The sequence below is a fragment of the Seonamhaeicola sp. ML3 genome, assembly GCF_023273855.1.
Lineage (GTDB): Bacteria > Bacteroidota > Bacteroidia > Flavobacteriales > Flavobacteriaceae > Seonamhaeicola.
Genome location: NZ_CP096884.1, coordinates 1,554,050 through 1,579,693, shown reverse-complemented (window position 1 = coordinate 1,579,693; position 25,644 = coordinate 1,554,050). Strand labels below are relative to the sequence as shown.

At 34.4% G+C, this 25,644-nt stretch carries 12 protein-coding genes; 8 read left to right on the top strand and 4 right to left on the bottom strand.

What is annotated here, in order from left to right:
• Positions 1–22: 22 nt before the first annotated feature.
• From M0214_RS07100 to M0214_RS07065, 8 genes are all read left to right on the top strand, one after another.
• Complete coding sequence (locus tag M0214_RS07100) at positions 23–1,687, top strand: DUF4270 domain-containing protein (RefSeq protein WP_248724771.1); 1,665 nt, start codon at positions 23–25, stop codon at positions 1,685–1,687.
• A 144-nt stretch (positions 1,688–1,831) separates the two neighbouring features.
• Positions 1,832–3,679 carry a glutamine--fructose-6-phosphate transaminase (isomerizing) gene (gene glmS / locus M0214_RS07095; protein WP_248724770.1) on the top strand — a complete coding sequence of 616 codons (1,848 nt, stop codon included), beginning with the start codon at positions 1,832–1,834 and terminating at the stop codon, positions 3,677–3,679.
• 190 nt (positions 3,680–3,869) lie between these two features.
• Entirely contained in the window at positions 3,870–6,620 is a 2,751-nt protein-coding gene (locus M0214_RS07090) for a TonB-dependent receptor domain-containing protein (protein ID WP_248724769.1), read from the top strand.
• A 9-nt stretch (positions 6,621–6,629) separates the two neighbouring features.
• Positions 6,630–8,309: a G-D-S-L family lipolytic protein gene (locus M0214_RS07085; RefSeq protein ID WP_248724768.1), complete on the top strand. Its 1,680-nt coding sequence runs from the start codon at positions 6,630–6,632 to the stop codon at positions 8,307–8,309.
• Positions 8,310–8,478: 169 nt separating this feature from the next.
• A complete protein-coding gene (gene atpD / locus M0214_RS07080) occupies positions 8,479–9,987 on the top strand; it encodes a F0F1 ATP synthase subunit beta (protein ID WP_248724767.1) in 1,509 nt (502 codons plus the stop codon).
• A 42-nt stretch (positions 9,988–10,029) separates the two neighbouring features.
• Complete coding sequence (locus M0214_RS07075; protein ID WP_248724766.1) at positions 10,030–10,305, top strand: F0F1 ATP synthase subunit epsilon; 276 nt, start codon at positions 10,030–10,032, stop codon at positions 10,303–10,305.
• A 99-nt stretch (positions 10,306–10,404) separates the two neighbouring features.
• Positions 10,405–11,571 carry a CHASE2 domain-containing protein gene (locus M0214_RS07070; RefSeq protein WP_248724765.1) on the top strand — a complete coding sequence of 389 codons (1,167 nt, stop codon included), beginning with the start codon at positions 10,405–10,407 and terminating at the stop codon, positions 11,569–11,571.
• Positions 11,547–12,326, top strand: a complete 780-nt coding sequence (locus tag M0214_RS07065) for a hypothetical protein (RefSeq protein ID WP_248724764.1) — start codon at positions 11,547–11,549, stop codon at positions 12,324–12,326. Before M0214_RS07070 ends, M0214_RS07065 begins: the two co-directional genes overlap by 25 nt.
• A 3-nt stretch (positions 12,327–12,329) precedes the next feature.
• On the opposite strand, the gene M0214_RS07060 is transcribed toward M0214_RS07065, so the two are convergent.
• The 4 genes from M0214_RS07060 to M0214_RS07045 all read right to left on the bottom strand — a co-directional run bounded on the left by M0214_RS07060 (position 12,330) and on the right by M0214_RS07045 (position 25,643).
• Complete coding sequence (locus tag M0214_RS07060; RefSeq protein ID WP_248724763.1) at positions 12,330–17,498, bottom strand: caspase family protein; 5,169 nt, start codon at positions 17,496–17,498, stop codon at positions 12,330–12,332.
• Between the two features lie 115 nt (positions 17,499–17,613).
• Positions 17,614–20,955 (bottom strand): CHAT domain-containing protein, encoded by a 3,342-nt coding sequence (locus M0214_RS07055; protein WP_248724762.1) that lies wholly within the window; start codon positions 20,953–20,955, stop codon positions 17,614–17,616.
• A 12-nt stretch (positions 20,956–20,967) separates the two neighbouring features.
• Entirely contained in the window at positions 20,968–22,617 is a 1,650-nt protein-coding gene (locus M0214_RS07050) for a DUF6531 domain-containing protein (protein WP_248724761.1), read from the bottom strand.
• The gene (locus tag M0214_RS07045) at positions 22,617–25,643 is read right to left on the bottom strand and encodes a tetratricopeptide repeat protein (RefSeq protein WP_248724760.1); all 3,027 of its coding nucleotides are present in this window, start codon (positions 25,641–25,643) and stop codon (positions 22,617–22,619) included. Before M0214_RS07045 ends, M0214_RS07050 begins: the two co-directional genes overlap by 1 nt.
• Between the last annotated feature and the right edge of the window lies 1 nt (position 25,644).

The following is a 25,644-nucleotide window of genomic DNA, read 5'->3' as shown; positions in this document are numbered from 1 at the left end:
CCCAATCTTTCTTCAAATATCTATGAAAAAGACCACAAAAGCTCTAAGAAAGCCTGTTGCCATTCTTATACTTATGATGTCTTTTGTTGCTTGCGACAAAGACTTTTACGAAATCGATAGTGCTGTACTAGGCAAAGACAATGCTAATTTTGTTATTGATTCACTGTTTCCAAAAATAGTGTCTTACAATAAAAAATTAGATGCCGTACAAATCAATAATTTACCTGCTAATTTACTCGGTTACTTTAACGACCCTGAATTTGGTGCTACTTCGGCAAGTATTGTAGCTCAGGTTAGCCCAACATCATTCCCCACTTCTACCAGGCCAAATGTATTTGGAGATAATCCTGTTTTAGATTCGGTCGTCTTGAGTATCCCATATTTTAGTAGAATTGCTAACCAAGGTTCTGTAGGTTTTGCAGAGTACGAGTTAGATTCGATTTATGGAGACCAAGAGGCTCCTATCAAACTATCAGTCTATCAGAACAATTACTTTCTAAGAAATATTAACCCCGATAATTTAAATGCTAGTCAGAGTTATTTTTCAAACGCAAATACTGCCTCTACAGATAATTTGGCTCTTACCAACAGCTCTCAAATAAACTTTGATGACTTTAGGGGAGACTTATTGAGTGAAACTACTTTTAAACCTGACAGTACAGCGGTAATAACTGTTGTAGCTGCAGATACAACAAGGTCTGTACCAGCAATAAGAATTAAACTCGACAGTACATTTTGGCAAAACACCTTGATTAGCAAAAATGGGCAACCAGAATTAAGCAACGCCAACAATTTTAACAACTTCTTTAGAGGTTTGTATATGAAGGCAGAAGCAGTGAACGCCAATGGCAGTTTAATGATGTTGAACCTGGCCTCCGCAGATGCCAAGGTTACACTTCACTATACCAGAGATATCATAGGTGGAAATACAGGTAGAGTTCAGGATACTTACACCTTAAATTTTTCTGGTAATAGACTGAATGCATTTATCAATGACTTTAGTAGGACACTCAATAATGGCAATCAAAGTGAAGGAGATGATAAATTGTTCTTAAAGGGTATGGAAGGCTCTATGGCTGTGGTAGACTTATTTCCAACACCCGAAGATTTGGATAATTTTATAGACGATTTTAGAATTCCTAATGGGAATAACACTTTTTTACAAGAAGAAACCACTGGAGACTTTATCCTTAACAAACTTATAAACGAAGCTTACTTATTAGTTTACGAAGACGAAACTTCAACCATAACACCTGTAGACACTACATACCATAGGTTCGACAGAATTTATGCTTACGATATAAAAAACAACATCCCAACCATAGATTACTTAATTGACCCTTCTGAAAATTCCGGACAACCCTTTTTTTCAAAAGTACTTCATTTAGGACAAAGATTAAAAGACAACAATGGAAGCTACAAGTATAAAATAAGGCTTACCGAACATCTTAATAACATTTTACAAAAAGATTCAACGAATACTAAAATAGGTCTAGTACTTTCTAGTAATGTAAATATTGTAAGGAACTCCGAAATACTTAATAGTACCGATGATATTACTCAAGTTCCTTCAGTATCCGTAATTACACCAAGAGGAACAATTTTACATGGAAGCAATAGTTCTGCAACAGAAAAAAGAATGGTTCTAAAACTGTTTACTACTGAACCTGAGCAAGTTAATCCATAGTTTTTGACTAAAAAAACAAAAATCTAGTTGAATTTCGTCGTCAAAAACTATTAATTCATATAATAAATACAATGGTTTGGTATTTATTTTTCATATTTGTGCTGCTAATTATTTATTAACCCAAATTATCAAAACCTATAATATATGTGTGGCATAGTTGGATACTTAGGACACAGAGAAGCTTACCCAATAATTGTTGAAGGCCTTAAACGTTTAGAATACAGAGGCTATGATAGTGCCGGAATCGCTCTTTTTGACGGTACCGATCTTAAAGTTTCTAAAACTAAAGGTAAAGTTGCAGATCTTGAAGAAATATCAGATAAAGAAATCACCAAACACGGGAATGTTGGTATTGGTCATACACGCTGGGCTACTCATGGAGTTCCAAATGATGTAAACTCACATCCCCACGTTTCCAACTCTGGTGATTTAGTAATTATCCATAACGGTATCATAGAAAACTACGACTCCCTGAAGCAAGAGTTAATTGCTCGAGGATACACCTTCAAATCAGACACAGATACCGAAGTATTAATAAACTTAATAGAAGACGTAAAGAAACAAGAAAACATAAAGCTTGGAAAGGCTGTACAGATAGCTCTAAACCAAGTCATTGGAGCTTATGCAATTACTGTTTTCGATAAAAACAAACCAGAGGAAATTGTTGTTGCCAGATTAGGAAGTCCGTTAGCCATTGGTATTGGTGAAGATGAGTTTTTTATAGCTAGTGATGCTTCTCCTTTTATAGAATACACCAAAGATGCTATTTATTTAGAGGATGAAGAAATGGCTATAATTAGATTCCACAGAGGCATTAAAATCAGAAAGATAAAAGACGACACCTTAGTAGACCCATACATACAAAAGCTTCAATTAAATCTTGAGCAAATAGAAAAAGGAGGTTATGACCACTTTATGCTCAAAGAAATATACGAACAGCCCAAAGCAATCACAGATACATACAGAGGTAGGCTTTTACGTAACGAGGCCATAATTAAAATGGCAGGTATTGAGGACAACATGAAAAAATTCCTAAATGCCAACAGAATAATTATTGTTGCTTGTGGAACTTCATGGCATGCTGGTTTAGTTGCAGAATATATTTTTGAAGATTTAGCCAGAATTCCTGTAGAGGTGGAATATGCTTCCGAATTTAGGTATAGAAATCCTGTTATTACCGAGAATGATGTTTTAATTGCCGTTTCTCAATCTGGAGAAACTGCAGATACTTTAGCCGCAATTAAACTTGCCAAATCTAAAGGTGCTTTCGTATTTGGTGTTTGTAACGTAGTTGGATCTTCTATCGCAAGAGAAACAGATGCAGGAGCTTACACTCATGCTGGTCCAGAAATTGGTGTAGCTTCAACAAAAGCGTTTACAACACAAATTACCGTTTTAACTTTAATGGCGCTTAGACTATCCAGAGCAAAGGGAACCATAAGTAGCTCCGATTACCGCCGCTATTTGTTAGAGTTAGAACTTATTCCTAATAAAGTAGAAAAAGCTCTGGAATCTGATGCTCATATTAAAATAATATCAGACATATATAAAGATGCTACAAATTGTTTGTATTTAGGAAGAGGCTATAATTTCCCCGTTGCATTAGAAGGTGCCCTAAAACTCAAGGAGATATCTTACATCCACGCAGAGGGTTATCCTGCTGCAGAAATGAAGCATGGCCCTATTGCTCTAATTGACGAGAATATGCCTGTAATTGTTATTGCAACTAAAAAAGGACACTACGAAAAAGTAGTTAGTAATATTCAAGAAATCAAATCAAGAAAAGGAAAAATAATTGCCGTAGTTACAGAAGGAGACGTACAAGTTAAAGAACTGGCCGATCATGTGATAGAAGTGCCTGAAACGTTAGAACCTTTCTCTCCATTATTAACTACTATTCCTCTACAATTACTATCGTATCACATAGCTGTATTGCTTGGTAAAAATGTAGACCAACCAAGAAACTTAGCCAAGTCTGTTACAGTAGAATAAAATTTCACTATTCACCAACAACATAAAAAAATCTCAAGATGTAAAATCTTGAGATTTTTATTTTTCCACATCTATTTTTATCAAAAACGCATAATTACCACCTGTTTTTTGTTAAATTATATTATGCATGCATAGTTTTTTGATAATTTATTTATATATTGCTATGTAAACTAAAATTCACTTACTCTAAATGAAGACAATTATTCCTTTTATTTTTTTGTTGTTTTGTTCTTTATCTTACTCACAAACAACAATTTCGGGGTCTGTTAAAGATGAGAGTGGCCAACCATTACCAGGAGCTAATATCATTATTGTTGGCACGACCACGGGCACAGTATCAGATTTTGATGGTAATTTTGAATTAACCTCAAACCAAAACCCACCATTTTCCATTAAAATTAGTATCGTCGGTTTCGAAGCTACCACACGAGAAATTACAGAAAAAGGTCAGAATATCGCAATTATCCTTAAAGAAGGGACATCCCTAGATGCTGTTGTTATTTCTGCCTCAAGAACACCCGAACGTATATTCGAGTCTCCTGTAACGGTTGAACGCTTTGGAATCAAGGATATCAAAAACACCGCTTCGGCAGACTTTTACGATGGTCTTGAAAATCTAAAAGGTGTTGATGTAAACACCAACAGTTTAACATTTAAATCTATTAACACAAGAGGATTTGCAACTTTTGCTAATAACCGATTTATGCAATTAGTAGACGGAATGGATAATTCTACGCCTGCTTTGAACTTCCCTATAGGAAATTTAGTCGGTATGATAGAAACTGATGTGCAAAGCGTAGAGTTGTTACCAGGAGCGTCTTCTGCTCTATATGGTGCTAACGCCTTTAATGGTATTCTCTTCATGCGTAGTAAAAATCCTTTCGACCACCACGGTATAAGCGCCTATTACAAACAAGGTATTACATCTCAAGAATCTGCTGGTGACAACACGTACAGGGATTTTGGAATACGAGCTGCTCACAAATTCAATGATGTTTTTGCAGCTAAAGTCAACTTTGCATATTTGAAAGGTACCGACTGGGCAGCAACAAGCGAAATAGATAAGATAGATCCTTCCAGAACAAGGGCAGATTTAGATTATGATGGTATTAACGTATATGGAGATGAAGTTTCTGCTAACATCAGATCACTCGCACCAGAGAGTGTTAAAGGCATTATACCCAATGTGGACATAAGCAGAACTGGTTACAACGAAAGGGATTTAACAAATTATAACGCTGAAAGTGTGAAGGCCGATTGGGGATTATATTTGAGACCTTGGAAAGACGACTTCGAAATTCAATATGTTGGTAAAGTGGGAACAGGTTCTACAATATACCAAGGAACGAACAGATATAACATTGCTAACTTTTTCCAGCAGCAACACAAGCTAGAGTTTAAAAACGATAATTTCTTTTTAAGAGGTTATGTTGTAGCCGATAAAGCAGGTGATTCCTACGATATGGTTTTCACTGGTATAAACATTAACAGAGCATGGAAAAGCGACGAGCAGTGGTTTGGTGAGTACATTCAAACTTTTGCAGGTGCTACCTTAGGTGGCGCTACAGAATCGCAAGCTCATGCTGCTGCTAGAGCTCAAGCCGAATCTGGAAGGTTCGAACCAGGGTCTCCTGAATTTATAGCCGCTTTTAACAGAAGTATAAATGACCCAGATTTAAGTACGGGTTCCAAATTCCAAGATGCTTCTAAATACTATCATTCTGATGCCAATTATAACTTTGGGCATTTAATTGATTGGGCAGAAATACAAGTTGGTGGATCTTACAGAAGGTATAGTTTGAATTCTTCTGGAACAATTTACACCGATTCTGATGGTCCAATAGATTATTCTGAATTTGGTATCTATACCCAAATACAAAAAAATATTGAGTTGAATGATTTGTTGGAACTAAAGCTAACAGGGTCTATTCGTTATGACAAATCTGAGTTTTTTGATGGCTTTTATTCGCCCAGATTATCGGCTGGTCTAACAATAAATGAAAATCATAATATTCGAGCATCTGTTCAAACAGGTTTTAGAAATCCAACGACCCAAGATTTGTTTATTGGTTTAGATGCCGGTAGAGCTATTCTTGTAGGTTCAGCCCCTGATAATTTAGACAGATACACAAGAACGTTTGATATTAGTAATGAAGGACAAGCTCTTGGGCAAGGGTCTTCAGTTACTCAAACCGGAAGAGTGGCCTACGAAAACTCTTATACCGCAAGTTCTGTCATGGAACTCGCCGAAACTGGGAATCCAGCCGTTTTAGAGGTTGCAAATCCAGACATCATAAAACCAGAACAAGTATCTTCTGTCGAGGTAGGCTATAGAGGTAAATTCGAAAATTTAATAGTAGATTTTAGTGCCTATTACAATAGGTACAAAGACTTCATATCTCAAGAAGTCGTAATATCGCCTTTTTATGGAACGGTAGGAGACAATTCACTTTCAGTAGCCGCCATTGCTAACGACGATTTTCAGCCTTGGAGTACATATACCAATTCTCCCGCTGATGTGAACTCCTATGGTGCTTCCATTGGAATATCAACAAAAGTGTTTGGCGATTTCGATTTAAATGGTAGTTACACCTATGCTAAATTAGACTTTGACAGAAGTAGATTCCCAGATTTTACAACCAATTTCAACACCCCAGAACACAAGTTTAAAGCTTCTTTTGGTAATACAGAATTGTTCAAAAATTTCGGATTTAATATAGCTTACAGATTTAGTGATGATTATTTCTGGGAAGCAACATTTGGAAACGGATTGGTACCAGAATTTCATGTAGTAGATGCTCAAATAAATTTAAAGGTACCTAGTTTTAAATCTACCTTCAAAGCTGGGGCTACAAACCTATTAGGTGATGAGTACTTCACAGCCTTTGGTACTGGTTTCATTGGTTCTCAATATTATATTTCTTGGACAATTAATAACTAAAAAATGAAAATGATGAATACTAAATATATATGGTTACTAGTTGGCTTATTCATTCTTACAGCCTGTAATGAACCCGAAGATGTATTAAAGGATACTAATATAGAACCTCAACCAGAAATTATATTACCTGCGCTAACAACTGGCTCTGTAGATTTTACGAAGTATGTAGCTGTAGGTAACTCACTAACAGCTGGATTTAGCGATAACGCACTATTCAAGGCAACTCAGGAGAATTCCATGCCCAATATACTATCTCAAAAGTTTGCGCTCTTGGGAGGTGGTGATTTCACCCAACCACTTATGAATGACAACATTGGTGGATTGATATTAGGAGGAAATAAAATCTTTAGTCCACTTACAGGTGAACATATACTTAAACCCAGATTGGTGACCACTGGCGGTGCGCCTAAAAATTTAGAAGACGTCATTGGGCCCGTTATGTCTACAACAGATATCTTGTTAAATAATCCAACGGGACCATTCAACAATATGGGTGTTCCAGGAGCAAAAAGTTTTCATTTGTTAGCACCAGGATATGGTAACCTTTCAAATTTTGCCCTAGGTTTAGCTAACCCTTATTTTATTCGAATGACGGGTTCTACACCCAATGCCTCGGTATTAGAACTTTCTATGGCTCAATCTCCTACATTTTTCTCATTATGGATTGGTTCCAATGATGTTTTGGGTTATGCAACTTCAGGAGGTGATGGGTCAGACCCAATCACCCCGCTTGATGGCCCTCCAGGAGTAGGATTTACCCAAACCTACGGAGCTATAGTAGCAACGTTAACTTCTGGTAATGCTAAAGGGGTTGTTGCCAATATTCCTTATGTAACAGACATCCCTCACTTTACCACAGTTCCTTATAATGCCTTAGACCCTAACGATGAAGATAATGGCCCTGCTCTGGTAGCACAAATCCCTACCCTAAACAATGTTTATGGAGCTTTAAACCAGATTTTCGCGGTTCTTGACCCATCACGCACCATTACATTTTCAACTACCGAAGCTAATGGTGTTGTTATTCACGATGAAACCCTAACAGATCTCTCGGCTCAAATTACAGGAGCACTATTAGCTAGCCCCACATTTCCTGGTTTCTTACAATCGTTCGGCTTACCAGCAGAAGCCGCTCCAGTGGTAGCCACAATTTTCGGTAATGTTTATGGACAAGCTAGACAAGCAAACGAAAATGACTTACTGGTTTTACCAAGTCTCTCTGTTATAGGTGAGGTTAACGAAACGTCATCTGATGCACTACAAGGGTTTCAGTTGCCTGAGGCCATTGCTGATCAGTTTTCTACAGAAGGTATAACATTACCTCTGTCAGACAAATGGGTTTTACTTCCAAGTGAACAACAGGAAATAAAAACAGCGATTGATGCTTACAATACCGTTATACAAAACACTGCTGCTAGTGCTGGATTGGCTTTTGTAGATGCAAATGCTTTGTTAACACAGTTGGCGAGTACTGGAATCCCTTATAATAATTTTATACTAAAATCGAATCTGGTAACGGGAGGCGCTTTTTCTTTAGATGGCGTTCATCTTACTTCAAGAGGTTATGCTATGGCAGCTAATGAGTTTATGAAAGCCATAGATGCCCAGTATGGAACTAATTTTGAAGATTCTGGAAATCTGGTCGATGTAGGGAACTATCCAACAAATTACTCCCCTACACTACAGTAACATAAGACTAAAAAATAGTATTTAAAACACCTTTAACCCAAAGGTGTTTTTTTGTTCCAAAAAAGAATAGAAAAGAAGTTTTATATTTAATTAAAACCCATATCTTTGCAGCCGAAAACGACATCGTGTTTTCACACAATTAAATCGCATAATATTAAACAGATAAGTAATGTCACAAGTTACAGGTAAAGTTGCACAGATAGTTGGACCAGTTATTGATGTTGAATTCGCAGCCGGTTCAGAACTTCCAAAGATTTATGATTCATTAGAAATTAAAAGACCTGACGGTTCTACCTTAGTATTAGAAGTACAATCTCATATTGGAGAAGATACTGTACGTACAATCGCTATGGATTCCTCTGATGGTTTAAGTAGAGGTACAGAAGTTATAGCTACTGGAGCACCAATTCAAATGCCAATAGGTGAAGACGTTTACGGACGCTTATTCAATGTAATTGGAGACGCCATTGATGGTTTAGGTGACTTACCTAAAACTGAGGAGGCTGGATTACCAATTCACCGTCAAGCACCTAAGTTTGAAGAATTATCTACTTCTACCGAAGTTTTATTCACTGGTATTAAAGTTATCGATTTAATTGAGCCTTACGCCAAAGGTGGTAAAATTGGATTATTTGGAGGTGCTGGTGTAGGTAAAACAGTATTGATTCAGGAGTTAATTAACAATATTGCAAAAGGTCACGGTGGTTTATCTGTATTTGCTGGTGTAGGTGAAAGAACTCGTGAAGGAAATGACCTTTTAAGAGAGATGTTAGAATCTGGTATTATAAAATACGGTGATGATTTTATGCACTCTATGGAAGAAGGCGGATGGGATTTAGCTAAAGTTGATAAAGAGACCATGAAAGAGTCTAAAGCAACTTTCGTATTCGGACAGATGAATGAGCCTCCTGGAGCACGTGCGCGTGTAGCCTTATCTGGTTTAACTATCGCCGAGTATTTCCGTGATGGTGCTGGTGACGGACAAGGAAAAGATGTACTTTTCTTCGTAGATAACATCTTCCGTTTTACACAAGCAGGTTCTGAGGTATCGGCACTTTTAGGTCGTATGCCATCTGCGGTGGGTTACCAACCAACATTAGCAACAGAAATGGGTGCTATGCAAGAGCGTATTACTTCAACCAAGAAAGGTTCTATTACATCAGTACAAGCGGTATATGTACCCGCGGATGATTTAACTGACCCGGCTCCTGCAACTACTTTTGCCCACTTAGATGCAACAACCGTATTATCTCGTAAAATTGCTGAGTTAGGTATTTACCCAGCGGTAGACCCATTAGATTCTACTTCTAGAATCCTTACTCCAGAGATTTTAGGAAATGACCACTATGCTTGTGCTCAAAGAGTAAAAGAGTTGTTACAACGCTATAAAGAATTACAAGATATTATTGCTATCCTTGGTATGGAAGAGCTTTCTGAAGAAGATAAAATGGCTGTAGGTAGAGCAAGACGTGTTCAACGTTTCTTATCTCAACCGTTCCACGTAGCAGAGCAATTTACTGGTATTCCAGGAGTATTAGTTGATATTAAAGATACTATTAAAGGCTTTAACATGATTATGGATGGTGAGTTAGACCACTTACCAGAAGCAGCTTTCAACCTTAAAGGAACTATTGAAGAGTCTATTGAAGCTGGAGAGAAAATGCTAGCTGAAGCGTAATCAATTAATAATTGTCGATTATTAATTATTAATTAAAAATTTATGTACTTAGAAATTGTATCACCAGAAGCCACCTTATTTAGTGGAGAAGTTGAGTCGGTTGCTGTTCCAGGTGTGAATGGCGAGTTCCAAATGCTTAAAGACCACGCTCCTATTGTATCTTTATTAAAAGAAGGACAAGTAAAGATTGTTGGTAATATTTCTTTAGATGAGGAAGTTGAATCTAAATTCACTAAATCTGATAATGGATTTTGGCTGGCAATTAATTCTGGGACTTTAGAGTTAAAAGACAATAAGGTTATTGTTTTAGCAGACTAAACAATAATTTTATTTCGAAATATAGAATAGCGACCAATAGGTCGCTATTTTTTTGTTCTATATTTAAATTTATATATTTAAAACATAGAATATTACTTTATGATTTCAGAAAAGAAAAAACTCCTGTGGAGAGATAGCTTTTTTTGCACCATCCTCACTTTACTGGTCTCTGGAATCTTACTACTTATATTCGTCAACGTAAATATCTTAGACCCATTCTACAGAGCTTTTAAAGATTTTAGCTTTACAGATATTTATCACTCTAAAATTCACAAAACTAATAAGATAGACAAGGATATTATTATAGTTAACATACAACATGCTGATAGATTTACTATTGCACAAGCCATAGAAAAAATCCAGAAACAAAATCCAAAAGTAATAGGCCTAGATGCTATATTCAAAGAACAAAAGGAAATGTTTACAGATTCTGTTTTAAAATCGGCACTGAACAAACATAACAACATTGTTACATCCTACTACTTTGAAAATGATACTTTAATTAAAAATCATGATTATTTCAGAAATGAAAAACCCGTCGAAGGTTTTATTAACGTAAACTTCGACAACAAGGATAAGGTAATACGAAGTTTTAGAGGTTATAAAACACCTGAAAATAAATTATCCTTTGCTACTCAAGTGGCTCTAAAATCTGGAAAATTAAGCCATTTTGATTCAAAAAAACTAAATGAAGGCATACCCATTAACTACTTTGGAAATTTAAATGCGTTCTTAATTTTTGATATTCAAGAATTACTGGAGTTAGAATCAATACCTTCAATGAGGGATAAAATTGTGTTATTAGGGTACCTAGGAACGCCTACTGGAAATCCTTTTGATATTGAAGACAAACACTTCACGCCTTTAAATGAGAATTTTGCAGGAAAATCCACTCCCGATATGTATGGTGTGCTCATTCACGCCAATGTTATTAAAATGCTAACCAGTGGAAATTTTATAACTAAAGTTCCCGATTACCTTGTTTATTTAATAGCTATAATCTGTTGCTTTTTCCTAACTATGTTCGGTATGCGTTTTTACAAAAGAAGTACTTTGGCATTTGATGTCTTAATTAAATTATACCAACTAAGCATCTCAATTGTATTGTTATACTTGGCACTCTTATTGTTAAAGGTTAACGTATACTTATCTGTTACGCCCATATTGATCCTTATCTTATTTGGGCTAGAAATGATAGATTTTTATGCATATCTTTTAGATTATCTAAAAAAGCGATACCAATGGAAAAGTTACCTTTTAGATTAGTTTTATTATTACTGTGTTTTCAATATCTGGGAGCTCAGGACACCTTGTGTGTATATAAAAGTAAAGGCGCTTTTATGGTTGAGCACAATAACAAATTAAATCTTCTTCAAAAAGGCACGTTGATCAATAAAAAGCACCTTGTAAAAGTACTGCCACAAGCAGAATTTACGGCTATTGACAATTCAGGAAACACCTATCTTGTTAATGTTAATGGGAAATACGGTTTTAGAGATATTCTAAATTTTAAGTCAGAGCAAAAGAAATCCAACTTAACTGCTGCGTACTTTAAACATATATGGGATGAATTACTAAAAACCAAAGAAGACAAAGCCTTAATTGCAGGTGTTTTTAGAAGTGATTTGTTAATGGTTTCACCAAATAATAATTCTAAAATAGCAAGTTCTAAAATTACATTTAAATGGCAGATTTTAGAAAACACCGAATTCTACTATGTGTTTTTGAGAAATATTAAAACGGATGAATTACTGAAAATCGAAACCAACGGTTCGCAATTGGCACTATATAATGAGTCTCCTATATTTTATGATAGCACACACTTTGAATGGGCCGTTTCGCAAGATGCATTTCCCAATTTAGATAATTTAACTTTTTTCGCCTTTGAATTAATTGATAGAAACCAGTACGAAGAAGAAAAAACGGCTTACAAAGATTTCATCTTAGACCTAAAAAGTTTAGGTGTTTCAGAGGAAGAAATTGAAGCTATACTTTGTGAACGCTTCAAACTTTGTAAATAACACTTAGTATAACTTCCAATCCCATTCCAAATTTTCTGCTCGAGATGTAGGGTTTTGAAGCCCATTCGTTAAACGCGACACTTCATTACCTACATAATCTTTTATTTCAGAAATTGAAATCACCCCATCTCCATTAATATCAGATTTTTCACTTCTTAACCCTTCTAACAGAGCATATGTAAACACCCCATTTTGCCACTTATCGCCTTCATAAGCAAACTCCACACCACTAGCCGAACTAATTACCATAGCCCCAGTACCTTTTCTTAAATCTGCAAATAATAACTTCATGAGTTCAAATGAATTTTTCAACCCAACATTTGCTTTTTTTGTGCTTTTAGCTTTAGAGCCCCTGTAAGCAACTTTAATGTTACCATTGTTATTAGTTGTACTAGTAAACTCAGTGTTATCTTTATCAATCTCTCCAGAATGACAGGCATCTAATAAAAGTATCTTTTTTCTAGCTGGTATCCCGTCTAAAAGACTCTCTAAATCTTCATATGCTAAGCCTTTTAAATCTGGGGCATCAAAATTCATATCGTGAGTTGCGAGATAATAATCAAAGTGCTTATCTAATACGCCATGCCCTGCAAAAAAAACGATTACGATATCGTTAGGTTTTGTATTCTCTAATGTGTCTTTCACTTTAAGAATATTTTCAGTAGTTGCATTTTCATTTAATATTTTAATATTATTTACAGTAGCATATTTATCACTTAAAGATTGAAAATATGAACCAACATCGATTGCATCTTTTTTAGCATATTTTAAGTTATAATCACTATTCAAATAATTAGACACCCCAATACTTATTACATATAAATTACTTTTTGCTTTGGGAGCAACATGATTAATATTAAAGGTCTTTCTTAAACTTTCTACACCCTTATCGTTGGTAACAGAAACCTGTATCCTATTACCCCCTCTAATTAAAGTAAGGTCAATATTTTGAGTAATTTCTTTAGATTGAAGTGGTTTTAACGACTTTCCTTTTCTGCCATAGACAGGTATGTCATTTACCCAAAGGTTAATTCTATTTAAATTGTAGACACTATCTTTAGCCTTAATCTCAAATGTGAAATTCTTGTTTTCTAACGTTACCGGTATATTAGCCGTCTTTATTTCAATCTCTGGTATATGAAGTTCTTTTGTTAACTCGAGTTTTTCAAATCCCATCTTGCTAATTCGCTTAAAATAGGCCTGACGATACGCTTTTGTTCTTACAGAATCTACTATACCTAAATCTACCAAATTTTCCAAAGCCTTATCTGGTCTGTTATAATAAAGGTCGAATTGTTCAAAGGGATATATTTTCTCATCTTTTTTAAAGGCAACAGATTTAATCGTTCCTTTTGTAGCATAATAAAAGCCTTCTTTATTAGCTATGAGAAACTCTCCCCCTTCTTTAAACGTAGAGGTGTACAATAGCTTAAAATCTTGTTTAAAGTCGTAAACATTAATTTTATTGTCTGTTCCTAAAACCATTAAAAAATGACTTTTAATATCAATATCAGAAATCCCACCAGTAGCCCCGTAAAAACGCTTAACTTCTTTAAAATCGGGAATAGATAGAATTCTAATCTTACCATCTTGATAAGCTAAGATTAAATATTCGCTGTTGCTAGAAAATCTAGCCGAGACTATAGTATTTGTTATATTCTTTAAAGACTCATTATATATAATATTTTTGGTCACTAAATCGTGAATTTTTAAATGATAGTCATCCTGAAAGGCATAATATTTCTCATTAGGAGAAACACGGTTTACAGCCATATTAGCCTTGATATAGAAATCTTTAAATTTATCTTCTAAATTAAGTATTCGCTTTGGGGATAACCTATCAAGTTTCTTGGTTTCTATATTATAGTTGAAAAGCTCAATTTCTACCTGCTTACCATTAATATTCTTGAGTCCTGTTGCTCTAATTACTTTTTTATTGGAGTCTACCAGTTCTGGTGAAGATACTTTTAAATAATCTCCAATACCATCGAGATTTAATTCAAAGTATTTCTCTTTTTTAGAGATGTTGTAACACAATAAGTGGTTGTTTTCGGAATTTACAAACATTAAATACGCCCCATCTCTAGAGAGCTGTGTTCCTTTGGCGTGTTCGTGAGATACTCCTGAATCGAAAAGCTTAGTAACTTTTTGAGTCAAGAGATTAAAAGCCATATAGTCATTACCGTTACGGTAGTAAAACATATCTCCTTGCTTTGAAAAAGCACCAAAATAGGGGTAATTATTACCTTTTAATTTTATGACTTTAAAGTTTCTTAAATCGAATAAATAGATACCTGTTTTATTGTTATAAGCAATGTAGTCGCCTTTTGTACTAACATCTGCGCTATATACATAATTATCAAATCGATTAAGCTCATTTAAAGTTTTTCCTGTATTGGCATTCCATACTTTGGTATTTCCCCATATATCTGCAGTTGCAAAAAGTTTGTTATTGGAATCATAATCAATTGCCGAAATCAAACTATAATGATTTGTACTGGGATAAAACCTATTTAGTGTACTGGAGGAGTTAACTTTTTTTAAACTTAAGCCTACATCGCTATTCATGTAAAGAAACTCGTTTCCTTGCCCAAACTTTGACAATTTACCGGGTGACCTATATAACTCCTTCTTTTCTTTAATATCGTAAATAACCGTATTGTTTCCTTGATCCATTTCTACATAAGACAGATATTGTGAATCATCACTAAAATCTAGATAGTTATTCCAATATGTGTTAGAACCATTTATTTTCTTACGTGGAATTGCCAGTATTTGTTTGGTTCTTAAAATAGAGTCCACTTCAAAAACTTTTATGAAATGGCTTCCATAAGTTGCCAACATCTTTCCGCTAGTAGATATTTTAACATCAAAAATTATATTATCTTTTTGATTTCTATTAGGATTTATATTAAGCTCTCCCAAAAACGCGCCAGAGTTAGAGTGGTAAAAAAGAGGTGGGTGCCAGCCATGAATGTTATTTACAACAAAGCTATTTCTATCTGGAAAAACATCGATATGATGAATGCTTCTACCTCGCGTTTCCATGGAAATATTCTTTTTACTCTTACCCGTAAAAGGATCTATAAATTCCACACCGTTTCCTGTAGCAACTATAATTGACTTTCCTTCGCGATCAAAGGCAAAATCATTTACAACTTTTTTACTTGTAGTAAACTCACTAATAAGAAAACCGGTATTGACTTCTCTTACGTATACTTTATCGGTTTCAGAACTGGCTATTAATTTGCCATTGGGTGAAAACTGCATTTGACGAACCGCTGAAGCATTAGAAGATTGAATAACTAATTCTGGATTAGGGTTTTCCAATTTATTTATTAAAGCATCATCGCCAAAAAGCGTACCTGTATTACCTGGCCCATTTCCTAAAACAATAAGTTCATCGTTAAGTAAAAGTTGATTGGTCCAAGTAGAGTCGGTTTTAAAATTCTCTAAGGCATATCCTGTTTTAGTATCCCAAAGCAAAGTAGTTCCATCTCTACTGGTACTTGCCAAATACTTGCCATCTCTACTGGATTTTATAGATTCTATAAATCCGTTATGCCCTTTAATAATTTCACCTTCATCACGCTTTAGCTTAACTTCTAAAGGCGCCTTTAAAATTCGCCCAAAGCTCCCTAGGTAAGACTCATTGCCAATTATCTCCAAACTGGTTATAGCATTACCTAATCCTGGTTCCTTAACTAGAACTTCAGAAACATTATTTCTATCTAATTTCCAACTATAATAATCTCCCTTAGAGGTGCCAAGACACAACCAATAATCACTTATAGCCATTGCCGATGGAGAAGCATCTTCTAACTGTATCTTCTTAATTAATGTATTCGTTTTATAATTATAAATATCTATGGTTTTATCTTGATGGTAAGACGCCACCAATAAACCATTCCATTTATTAATCAATATATCTTGGGGGTATCCTTTATTTGTAACTATGCTTTTTACCTTTTTTTTGGCATCTAAATCCCAGATATGAAGTTTTCCATCCCTAGATCCAAAAGCCAGTACATTTTTATCGAGACCATATTTGTTAATATAGGCACTTTCTAAATCGAAAGTTTCGGGTTTCGAATGCTCATCTTCTATAAAAAATAATTTTTTATCACCTATAAAACAGTAACTAGATGCTTCACTAACCTTTTTTGAAGTATTATAAACCATACTGGCATGAAAAAAGGAATTAACATATATTCTTGTTAGTAATCTCCCATCAAAATCTTTAAAGTCTAAATACTTTTTATGACTTGTAACAAAGCCTACATTTTTTATAAACTTAAACTGTTCAATACCTTCTGGATAATTAAAGGTATATGGCCTTCCGCTTTTTGCAATAAGCGAAATACCATCATAAGAGTTGTATAATGCTAATTCATCTGTAAACGATTGCATGGTATTAAACAAAGTGTTAGCCCCTCTGCCTGTAAGGTTTGGAATACCAGAGGGACTTCCATCAAACTGAAAAAACTGAAATGAGGCATTTAAATTTTCGTCTTTCTGAAGTGTAGCTAAGCTTGTTTTACTAACCGTAAAATCTTCTACATTCTTAACTTTTATAAAAGATACTTTCGAAAAATTATCAGACCTATTTAAAACCCCTATTTTGTCTTTATTCTTTAAATAAACTAGTTGGTTACCGGATCCTGAAAACCGGATTTTCCTTGTATAATTCGTCTCTTCTTGTATTGGGATTAATTGATTATTGCCACTTTCAATATTTAATACTGTGATAGAATTGGGTTGTAAAAATGCCAATTCACCTGTTAGCTCGCAATAATGACTAACCCAACAATAATTTGGCTTATCGAAACTACTTAATAGTTGATAATTATTTGAATCCCATACATCAACTTTCAAGTCATGCACAACTACTATCCGTTCTCTTAAATTATCGTAGTAAATCGTTTTAAAACTAGACCCTTGGTATCCGGATAGTCTCGCAATTTCATTTCCCGAAAACACATCATAAACTATTGTTTCTTCAAATGGGGAAATTGACACAACAATCTTTGTTCCGTTAGAAGAAACATCAAAACTAGAAATGCTTAACCCTTTACTTGGACTTAGGTTAACCTTTTGATTTTGTGCATTTAAAGTAAAACAAGTGTATAATAGTAAAGCTAAAGTGGTGCTTAAAATTTTGGATGGTTTCATAAATAAACTCAAAGCTAATTCTATAGCTATAAATTACTCTTTTTTTATTAATGTAAATTCTAAACTTATAAAGGTCTGCTCCTTAAGGCACGTTGTACAGTTTACAATATTTTCTCTACTCAAATAACACAAAAGCCGCCCATTTTTCTGGTGAATCTTTATACTTAGCAGACATCGTTCTTTGGGTAGTATTGAATGCTTCTCTTACTTTCATTCCGCCTAACCAATTACTGTATAACAATTTCATAAACTCTGCAGTTTCTTTATCTGGCACTTCCCACAGGCTCATGACAATAATATCTACCCCTGCCATTTTAAACGCTCTCTGTAAACCGTAAACACCTTCGCTACCATCAATATCCCCTAAACCCGTGTCGCATGCAGATAGCACGACCATATCGGTATTCGATAAATCGAGGTTTGAAATCTCTAAAGCAGTTAAAATTCCATTTTCCTTAGTATGAGGATTAGTGTTATGCTCCCACGCATAATTTGCCCCGGCAAGAATCAAGCCTGAACGCATAAGCGGATCTTCTGAAATTCTATAAACAGATTCTTGAGACCAAGCCAATTGGTCACGGGCTTCTTTTGATATATCAAGATTTTCGAAGAAAAAACCATGTGTTGCAATATGTAAAATGTTTGGGCTTTTCCCGCTCAAAGCTTTAAATGTTTCTTCTGTTGCAGCTTTTTTAGTTAAGCTACTATAAGTTTTATTGTTTTGTTTAAATAAAGCTCCTAATTCCTTTACCTCCTTTAAAGTTCCTGGTAAATAATCCCAATTTGCCCCCAAACTACGTGTGCCCTTAGATGATTTTAAGAACTCAAACACAGAGTCTTTTTTACTTTCAATTTTAGCACTTGGTACAAACTCATAATCAACTCCACCAACAAATAACGTGTTTTCTGCATTCGGTTCATTAAAACTATTTGACAACAAACTAGTACTGCTCAATTGTAACAAGTTATATTTTTCGCTTAACAGTTGACTTTCTTTTGTACTAATAGCAGCAAATGGAATTTGATTAAGCAAGCCAACAGGTGAATAATATATAGTTTCAGCATTGCCAACAAACCGTTCAAGTGGTTCCCAAATGATATCAGACATACTTTTAGAAACAGTTATACTTTTTCCCTTAGAGCCCCTAGTTGCATAGAGTTGTCTGGGTGTTTTTCTACTTAAAACATTTTTCAAGTCTTGCTCATCAAAAAGTGTTACCACTTCAGGAACTTTTGAATCACTCTTTATTAAATAAGCTATGTATTTTACAACTAATTCACTATTGATATAAGAAACAAATTCAATAGCAACCTCATTTTCTCTTAGACTAGATTTTATAGTTTTCCAATCTTTGTTAAAATCCGATTCGGTATCAAAGTTTTCATTATACAATTCTACCAATTGGGTTTCAATTCGATTGATATCATTCTTCACCGCTTCTACCTCTTTCACCCCATCTAGTTCGGGCAGTATTCCTAAATATATAATGATGTCTTTAAATGATTTATATTCTTTTACCAAAGCACTAATACTATCGTTTTTTAGAGATTCTAATTGAGTAAGAATGTCTTTTGAACTGTTTAGCAACAAACCTTTTCTTAACAGTTGATTGTTTAAGGATAATTCTGTTAACTCTGAATTAACGAATCCCTCTTTCATAGAAATTGAAGTGACATTTGAAAACCAATTTTCAATGGTCTTTAAATAGCTCTTTTTATCTTTTTCACTTCTAAATGAAAATATCTCATTTATAGATTGTAAAGTAAACTTGTTGGCTTTTTTATAATAAGAAAAAGCCTTTTCAAAATCGTTTAAGTTTTGATAGTTAACGGCAATTAGACAAACCACGTTATTGTGGAGCTGACTACTTTCTTCAACATCTTTTTTTATTTCCTTCTCAACAGTAAGCAACAAGTCAACGGCCTCTTGATATTCCTTATTTTCCATTCTTGCCACTGCTTTGAAAAAATGTGCATAATTGTAAAATAGGTTGTTTATGTTCTCTTTGGAACTGAAGATTTTTATAGCATAATCTGCCAAAAACTCCAATTCTGAAAGCGTTTCTTCTGGATTTGCAAATGCTACTTGAAGAATCATAACGCACAATTGACCATAGGTAGTATTATCTGTTCCTATAGAATCTGCAATTATATCTATTGCGGTCTCTAAAAATGTATAGGCTGTTTGGTAGTCACCTCTGGCTCTATAGATTCCTCCAATATTCATTAAGGCAATTCCGTAATCTTTATGTTTTTCAGAAAAATTGGTTTTTAAGTGATTAGCTCCTGAAATATAATATTCTAAAGACTTATCATAGTCACCCAAAGCTTGATTGAGATAGCCCAATCCAAGCATAGTATAACCGTAAGCCGGGGAATTTTGTGATTCAGATTTTTCTAATAAATTATATGCGTCATTATAGTTTTTAGAAGCCAATTTGGTATTGCCATTATTAAGATACAGCTCCCCTAAAATATTATATACGTTAGCAAATTTGAGATGATTACTCGGCAATAATTCCAAGTATAATTTCATCACTCTATTTGCTTCATAAAGCGCATTGTCAAACTTCCCTAATTCTTTCAATAATTGACTATAAACAAATAATCCATCTGCATAATCAATAGAATTATGAAGATTTAATTCAAATAATATTTCTAAAGATCTTTGCTGAAGAATTTTAGCATTATCATAATCTCCCTGAACTAATCCAAGAGCAGAAATATTACTTAAGAGTTTGGAATAATAGATTTGATCTTCAAAACCAACCTTTTCTAAAATATCAAAAGCTTTTGAATATGCATTATCGGTATCAATATAGTTCCCAGACTGAAAATAACATAAACCTAGATTATTATTTAATATAGAAACATCTTGTGTTTGGATTCCAAGTCTATTAAATATAATCTCTGCTTTTTTGTAGTATCTCAAAGCAGATTCACAGTCGTCTAAAGAAAAATATAGCTGTCCAAAACTGGTGAGGATACCAGCATAAAATTCTGAATTCTCGCCATAATTATTTTTTATAAAATCATTAAGCGATTTATGTTTCGTGATGGCTTCTTGATAATTACCAAGTTTAGAGATAATGCCAATAATCTCCTTTTTAACAAGGATTTCAAACTCTATATTTCTTTCAGATGTTTCCTGTGCTCCTTTTAGAGCCGCCTCATAATTCGCTCTAGCAGAGTCAAAATCATTTAACCTAAATAAGGTTGCTGCATAGAAGTACTTTGTATTAATACCTGCCCATGGAAAAGAATTTGATAACTCTTTAGAAAGCTTAATGGCTTCTTTAAATTTTGTCTTAGCATCAAGAAAATTGTTTGTTTTAAAAAAAGCCACTCCAAGATTAAGACTTTCTTCCCATTGCTTTTTTATAGCTTCACCCTCTTGAGCACTTAAAGACATGGTAAAAACCATTATTATAATACAGGTAATCCTTTTGATGTACATTAGATTTCATTTTTACATCTGTAAATTAACACCCGCTGGCTTTACCAAAGTCAGCATATTTTGAAAGGCCTCATTGACCTCTTGCATTATTCTTTTTTCTTTTTTCTTAGTAACTTTTAGCATATCTCCATTCTTGTCATAGTCTATGTTCACAGTACCATAACCTTGTTTAGTGATTTTAATGGTTTTACCGTAGTCATTATATTCAAAAATTAAAATACTTTCAAATTGAATCATCTTGATGATTTGTCCCTTAGAATCATAAACCAATTCCATTTGGTTGCCATCATCTTTTTTGGCAGTAATCAAGTTCCCTCTATCATCATACCCAAATTCGGTTTCAACATCGTTATTTTTAACATAGGTTATCTTCTCAAATTTAGGGTGATATTTTAAATAAATAGAGTCGCCCAAGGTTGACAGCTTTTCGATTAAGAGACAACGGTTGTTGTACTTAAATGTGGTCTTTTGTTCATTTCTGGAGATTGCTGTTGGATTGCCACACAACTCGTCGTAATGCGTTTGAGTTGTTATCCCATTTACAATGGTCTTAATCATTTTATTATAAGGTTCGCCGTTGGACTTTCTTCCAATAAGGTATTCATAATAATTGGAGTTTGTAGTCCCATAATATTCTTTAATTACAGAAGTAGCATAATGGTTTTTATTTATTGAACCATCTTCGTTATAAAAAGTATGATATTCGTAACCTGTGACAGTACCATCCCTACCAACAATTTTTTTTACATTATAGGTTTTAGGGTGATATTCAATTCTAAAAACACTACCATCTTGATAACTTATCGAAGTCATATTATACAAATCATCATAAGTATGTTTGAATATATTAGAAATGGCATCTTTAGTCTCTACCAGCTTCTTACCTTCATAGATGTAACTGGAATTTCCTGCACTAGAGGCTATACTTACTATAAATCCATCGTCATTAAGTGTAAAGACCAATTCTTTTCCATCGGCACTTATCATTTTAGAAAGTCTGTTATCAACATATTCTAGGATGCTATATACGCCATTACCTTTATCGTATTTTGTAAGGTTTCCGTTAAAATCAAAAGTTTCTATTTCTCTTCGTGAAGTTCTTGTATAACCATTAGATGTTCTAACTAATGCCGAATTCCCTCTCTGATAAGATTCCCATTCCATACCTTCTGGAAAATCTAAAGCATAATCCAACAGTCCTTTTTCTACATATTTATCCCATTGCTTTGACCTATATTCCATGTCTTTCATGAGTTTATTTCGTCTTGCAATGATGGCATCTGGTGAATCTGTTAAATCGCCTTCAGACAGTGTGATGTCTAAAAGTTCATCGACCATAATTTCTATCATATCATCGGTTACCAAATCTGATTTGTAATACGTAGTTGCACCAGAACCAAACTCTTGAATTAAAATTGTTCCATCTGGATAAGCATACAATTTAGTCTCAATTTCAGAACCCCAACCGTAACCCCACAATCCAACAGTTGTAGATTTCGAGTTATAAGTCCTTACAATACTTGTATAGGCAGAACGAAATGCATTCATTTCAATATCTGTGTAAGACACATAATAGTTTCCGTTCTTAAGATTGACACCAGCATAACATAGATTGCTTAAAAAAAAACCTATGCAGACCAATATCTTGAAATACCTAATCATTATTCTTGAAGTTGTTGAATTAAGTTTATAGCATGCTTACTATAAGATTTATTTAAATACCCTTCTCTTAAAAGTAATGAATTTGTTTTTAAAAGGGTTTCTTTAGCTTCCATTACCTTTTCACCTTTAAGTAGTACTAAGGCCTCTAAAATGTAATTAGGCCTCGGACTAATAAGCTTCAATTCCTTTAAAACAGAAAGCGATTCTTCGTGTTTATTTAAATCTATGGCCACTTTACATAACAGTTCCAAAAACTTGATTTTACGTGTTTTTGAAAGTGCTTCTTTTGGAAATACCATTATTAATGAACTGGCTTCTGAAGATTTTGAATTTAAATAATAATGTTCCCCCAAAGCAAAAGTTGCGTTAAAGTCTGGATTGAATTCATACGCAGCATTAAGAATACTTTCAGCTTGTTGCATGTTACCACTTCGTTTTGCTTTTCTTGCTTCTGCTAACAATAGTGTGGAAAAATTTTCAAGTTTATTTTTAAAGGGGTTGTAACCAATGGCTTTCTTATAGGTTTTAGAGGCCTCTTTATAGTCACCTGTTTTCATTAAACTATATGCTAAATTTGTAAACCCTTTTGCATAGGTAGAATCTACTTGAACTACCTTTTTGTAAGCCATAATAGCTTCTGGATAATTTCGTTTGTCGAAATAGGTATTACCGAGTAAATTCCACACATCTGGCGCTTCTTTGTGCCACTCTACAAGTTTTTGTAATAGCTTTATAGACTTATCTTCCTGATTGTGTTTATTGTACAAGCCAATTAAACCTTCGTAAGCAGGTAAGTAGAATGAATCTCTCTCTATGGCTTTTAAATAAAGTGCTTCGGCTTTTGCTATTTCTTTGAGTCCATTCTTATAATATACAGCCAAATTATAATAAGGTTTTGGCTTTTTTGAATTCACTTTTATTGCTTGATTGAAAGACTCTAAAGCTTCTAATTTTAAATCTTGTTTATGTTTTAACCAACCCCTTCCGGCGTAAGCCCACTCGTAAAAAGGATCATTCTTAATGGCAAAGTTGTATAAGCTATCGGCCGTTTTAAGGCTATTTTCATCTCTTGGGTAACGCCTTAATAAATCTGCATATTCGGCATGTCCCCTTGAAAAATAGGGTTCTAAATCTATGGCCTGTTGTAGCAATAACTCAGCTCGTTTTAAATCTAAGTTTTCATCATTTAAAAGGTCACTATAATCGTAATAGGTATAAACATTACTCGGATTCTCTTTTAAGGCTAATTCGAAATAGTCTACCGCTTTTTTTATGTTACCTCTATTTCTATATAGGTTAGCAAGATTCTTAAGCGTAGTAGATGAATAATTTCCTTCCGTCTCTTTAACTTTATGAAAGTATGCCTCGGCTTTCGTGTAATTACCTTGATCTTGTGCTATGGCTCCTAAATTATTGTAGGCATTCCCTTCAGAGCCCTTTAGTTTTAATGCTTCAAACAAAAAAGAATTGGCAAGATCATATTGGTATTGTTCATAATAATTGGATCCCATGTTATTAACAGGAAACGACCATGATGGAATTAAGTTTTTTGCTTTCTTGTAATGATACTCCGCTTCTTTAAAATTATTTTCATGATTTAAAACCAACCCAAGTGCATTATGAATGTAAGCAGCTCTATCTTCAATTCCCAAAGCCTCCATTAACTTGTTTTTAGCCCCAGGGTATTCTGAATAATGGCGCGCCCTAATTACAGAATAAGCTTCTAAAAAAAGTTTACCCATGTAAATTCTATCGTAAATAAAATCATCTTTTTCTAGTAATTCTAAGCATAATTCTAGGTAAAAGGCTTTGGTCTTAAAAATCTTGCTACTGGGTAACACCTCAGCATTCCCTATATACGTATTAATCAAGATTTGAGCATTGGTAGACAAAGCATTGATCAGCCCATAGCGCATTCTGTTTAAAACTGAAGTTTCCACTAATTTCTGGACATCTGCCCTCTTATATATTTCGTATGCTGAACTATCTGAGCCATGAAAGTTTTCTGAATTTAAAGCCGCATTAAACGCTTTTACTACAGGATTTTCTGTAATTGATTTTGAAACGAGATCTTCTAATGAACGGGATGCCCAAATATTTTTAATACTACTTGCGTTTTGGAGATTTTTAAGAGCCAATTCTTTATCCTTACTCTCAACAGCCTTAAAAACCCCGACGGTGTTTTGATGCCAAACAATTGGCGCTTGTTTTTGGTTAGTTTCACTTTTTACCTTGCCATCTAAAAAAGTAGCTATTTCAAAATACTGAAGGCTATTATCCTGTACTAGATTATCGGCTGCACCAAGTAATCCCAAGACCAAATAATAGGTGAAATACCCATGACCCAATTCTTTACTTTCATAAGATAGTTGATTGGGTCCGCAGCTAAAAAACTTTGTAGAATGTTGAAAGTTGTTATTGAAAGTCTCTAGGTTCTTCTGCGTACCTTCTTTATATAAAAAGCCCGAACGACAAGCATCTAAAACCAAAACAAACTTGGCACCCTTATCTGTAACCGCAGTAATTACACTGTTTAGGTGTTTTAACGACACCACGCCAGGGGTTCCGTAATACTCTTGCTTGTCGTTGGTATCTGAGGCCAGTAAAAACCCCTCTTCAAATCCTTGGTCGTCCACAACATCACCGTGCCCTGCAAAATAGAAATATACCGTGTCTCCTTCTTGGGTTTCATCCTTGAGCTTTTTCAACTCTCTAAGGATATTGCTCGAACTCGGTTCGGTAATTGAGGCGCCTTTAATGGAATCATTGCTTACCAAAGTAACTAGACGTTCGTTTGGAATGTTTTCAACCTCTTCTAAATATTGTTTGAAAATTAGGGCATCGTCATCAGAGTAATCTAATTTCAGAGACTCCTCCTTATAATCTGAAATACCAACAATCAAGGCTCTTTTTACACCCTGTTTTGTTTCGGAAGTATTTTTTGCTTTTGATCCACGGGAAGCATCTTGCCCTAAAACAGAATAGGACATAAAACAGACTAAAACGATGTTTATAAAAAACTTCAAA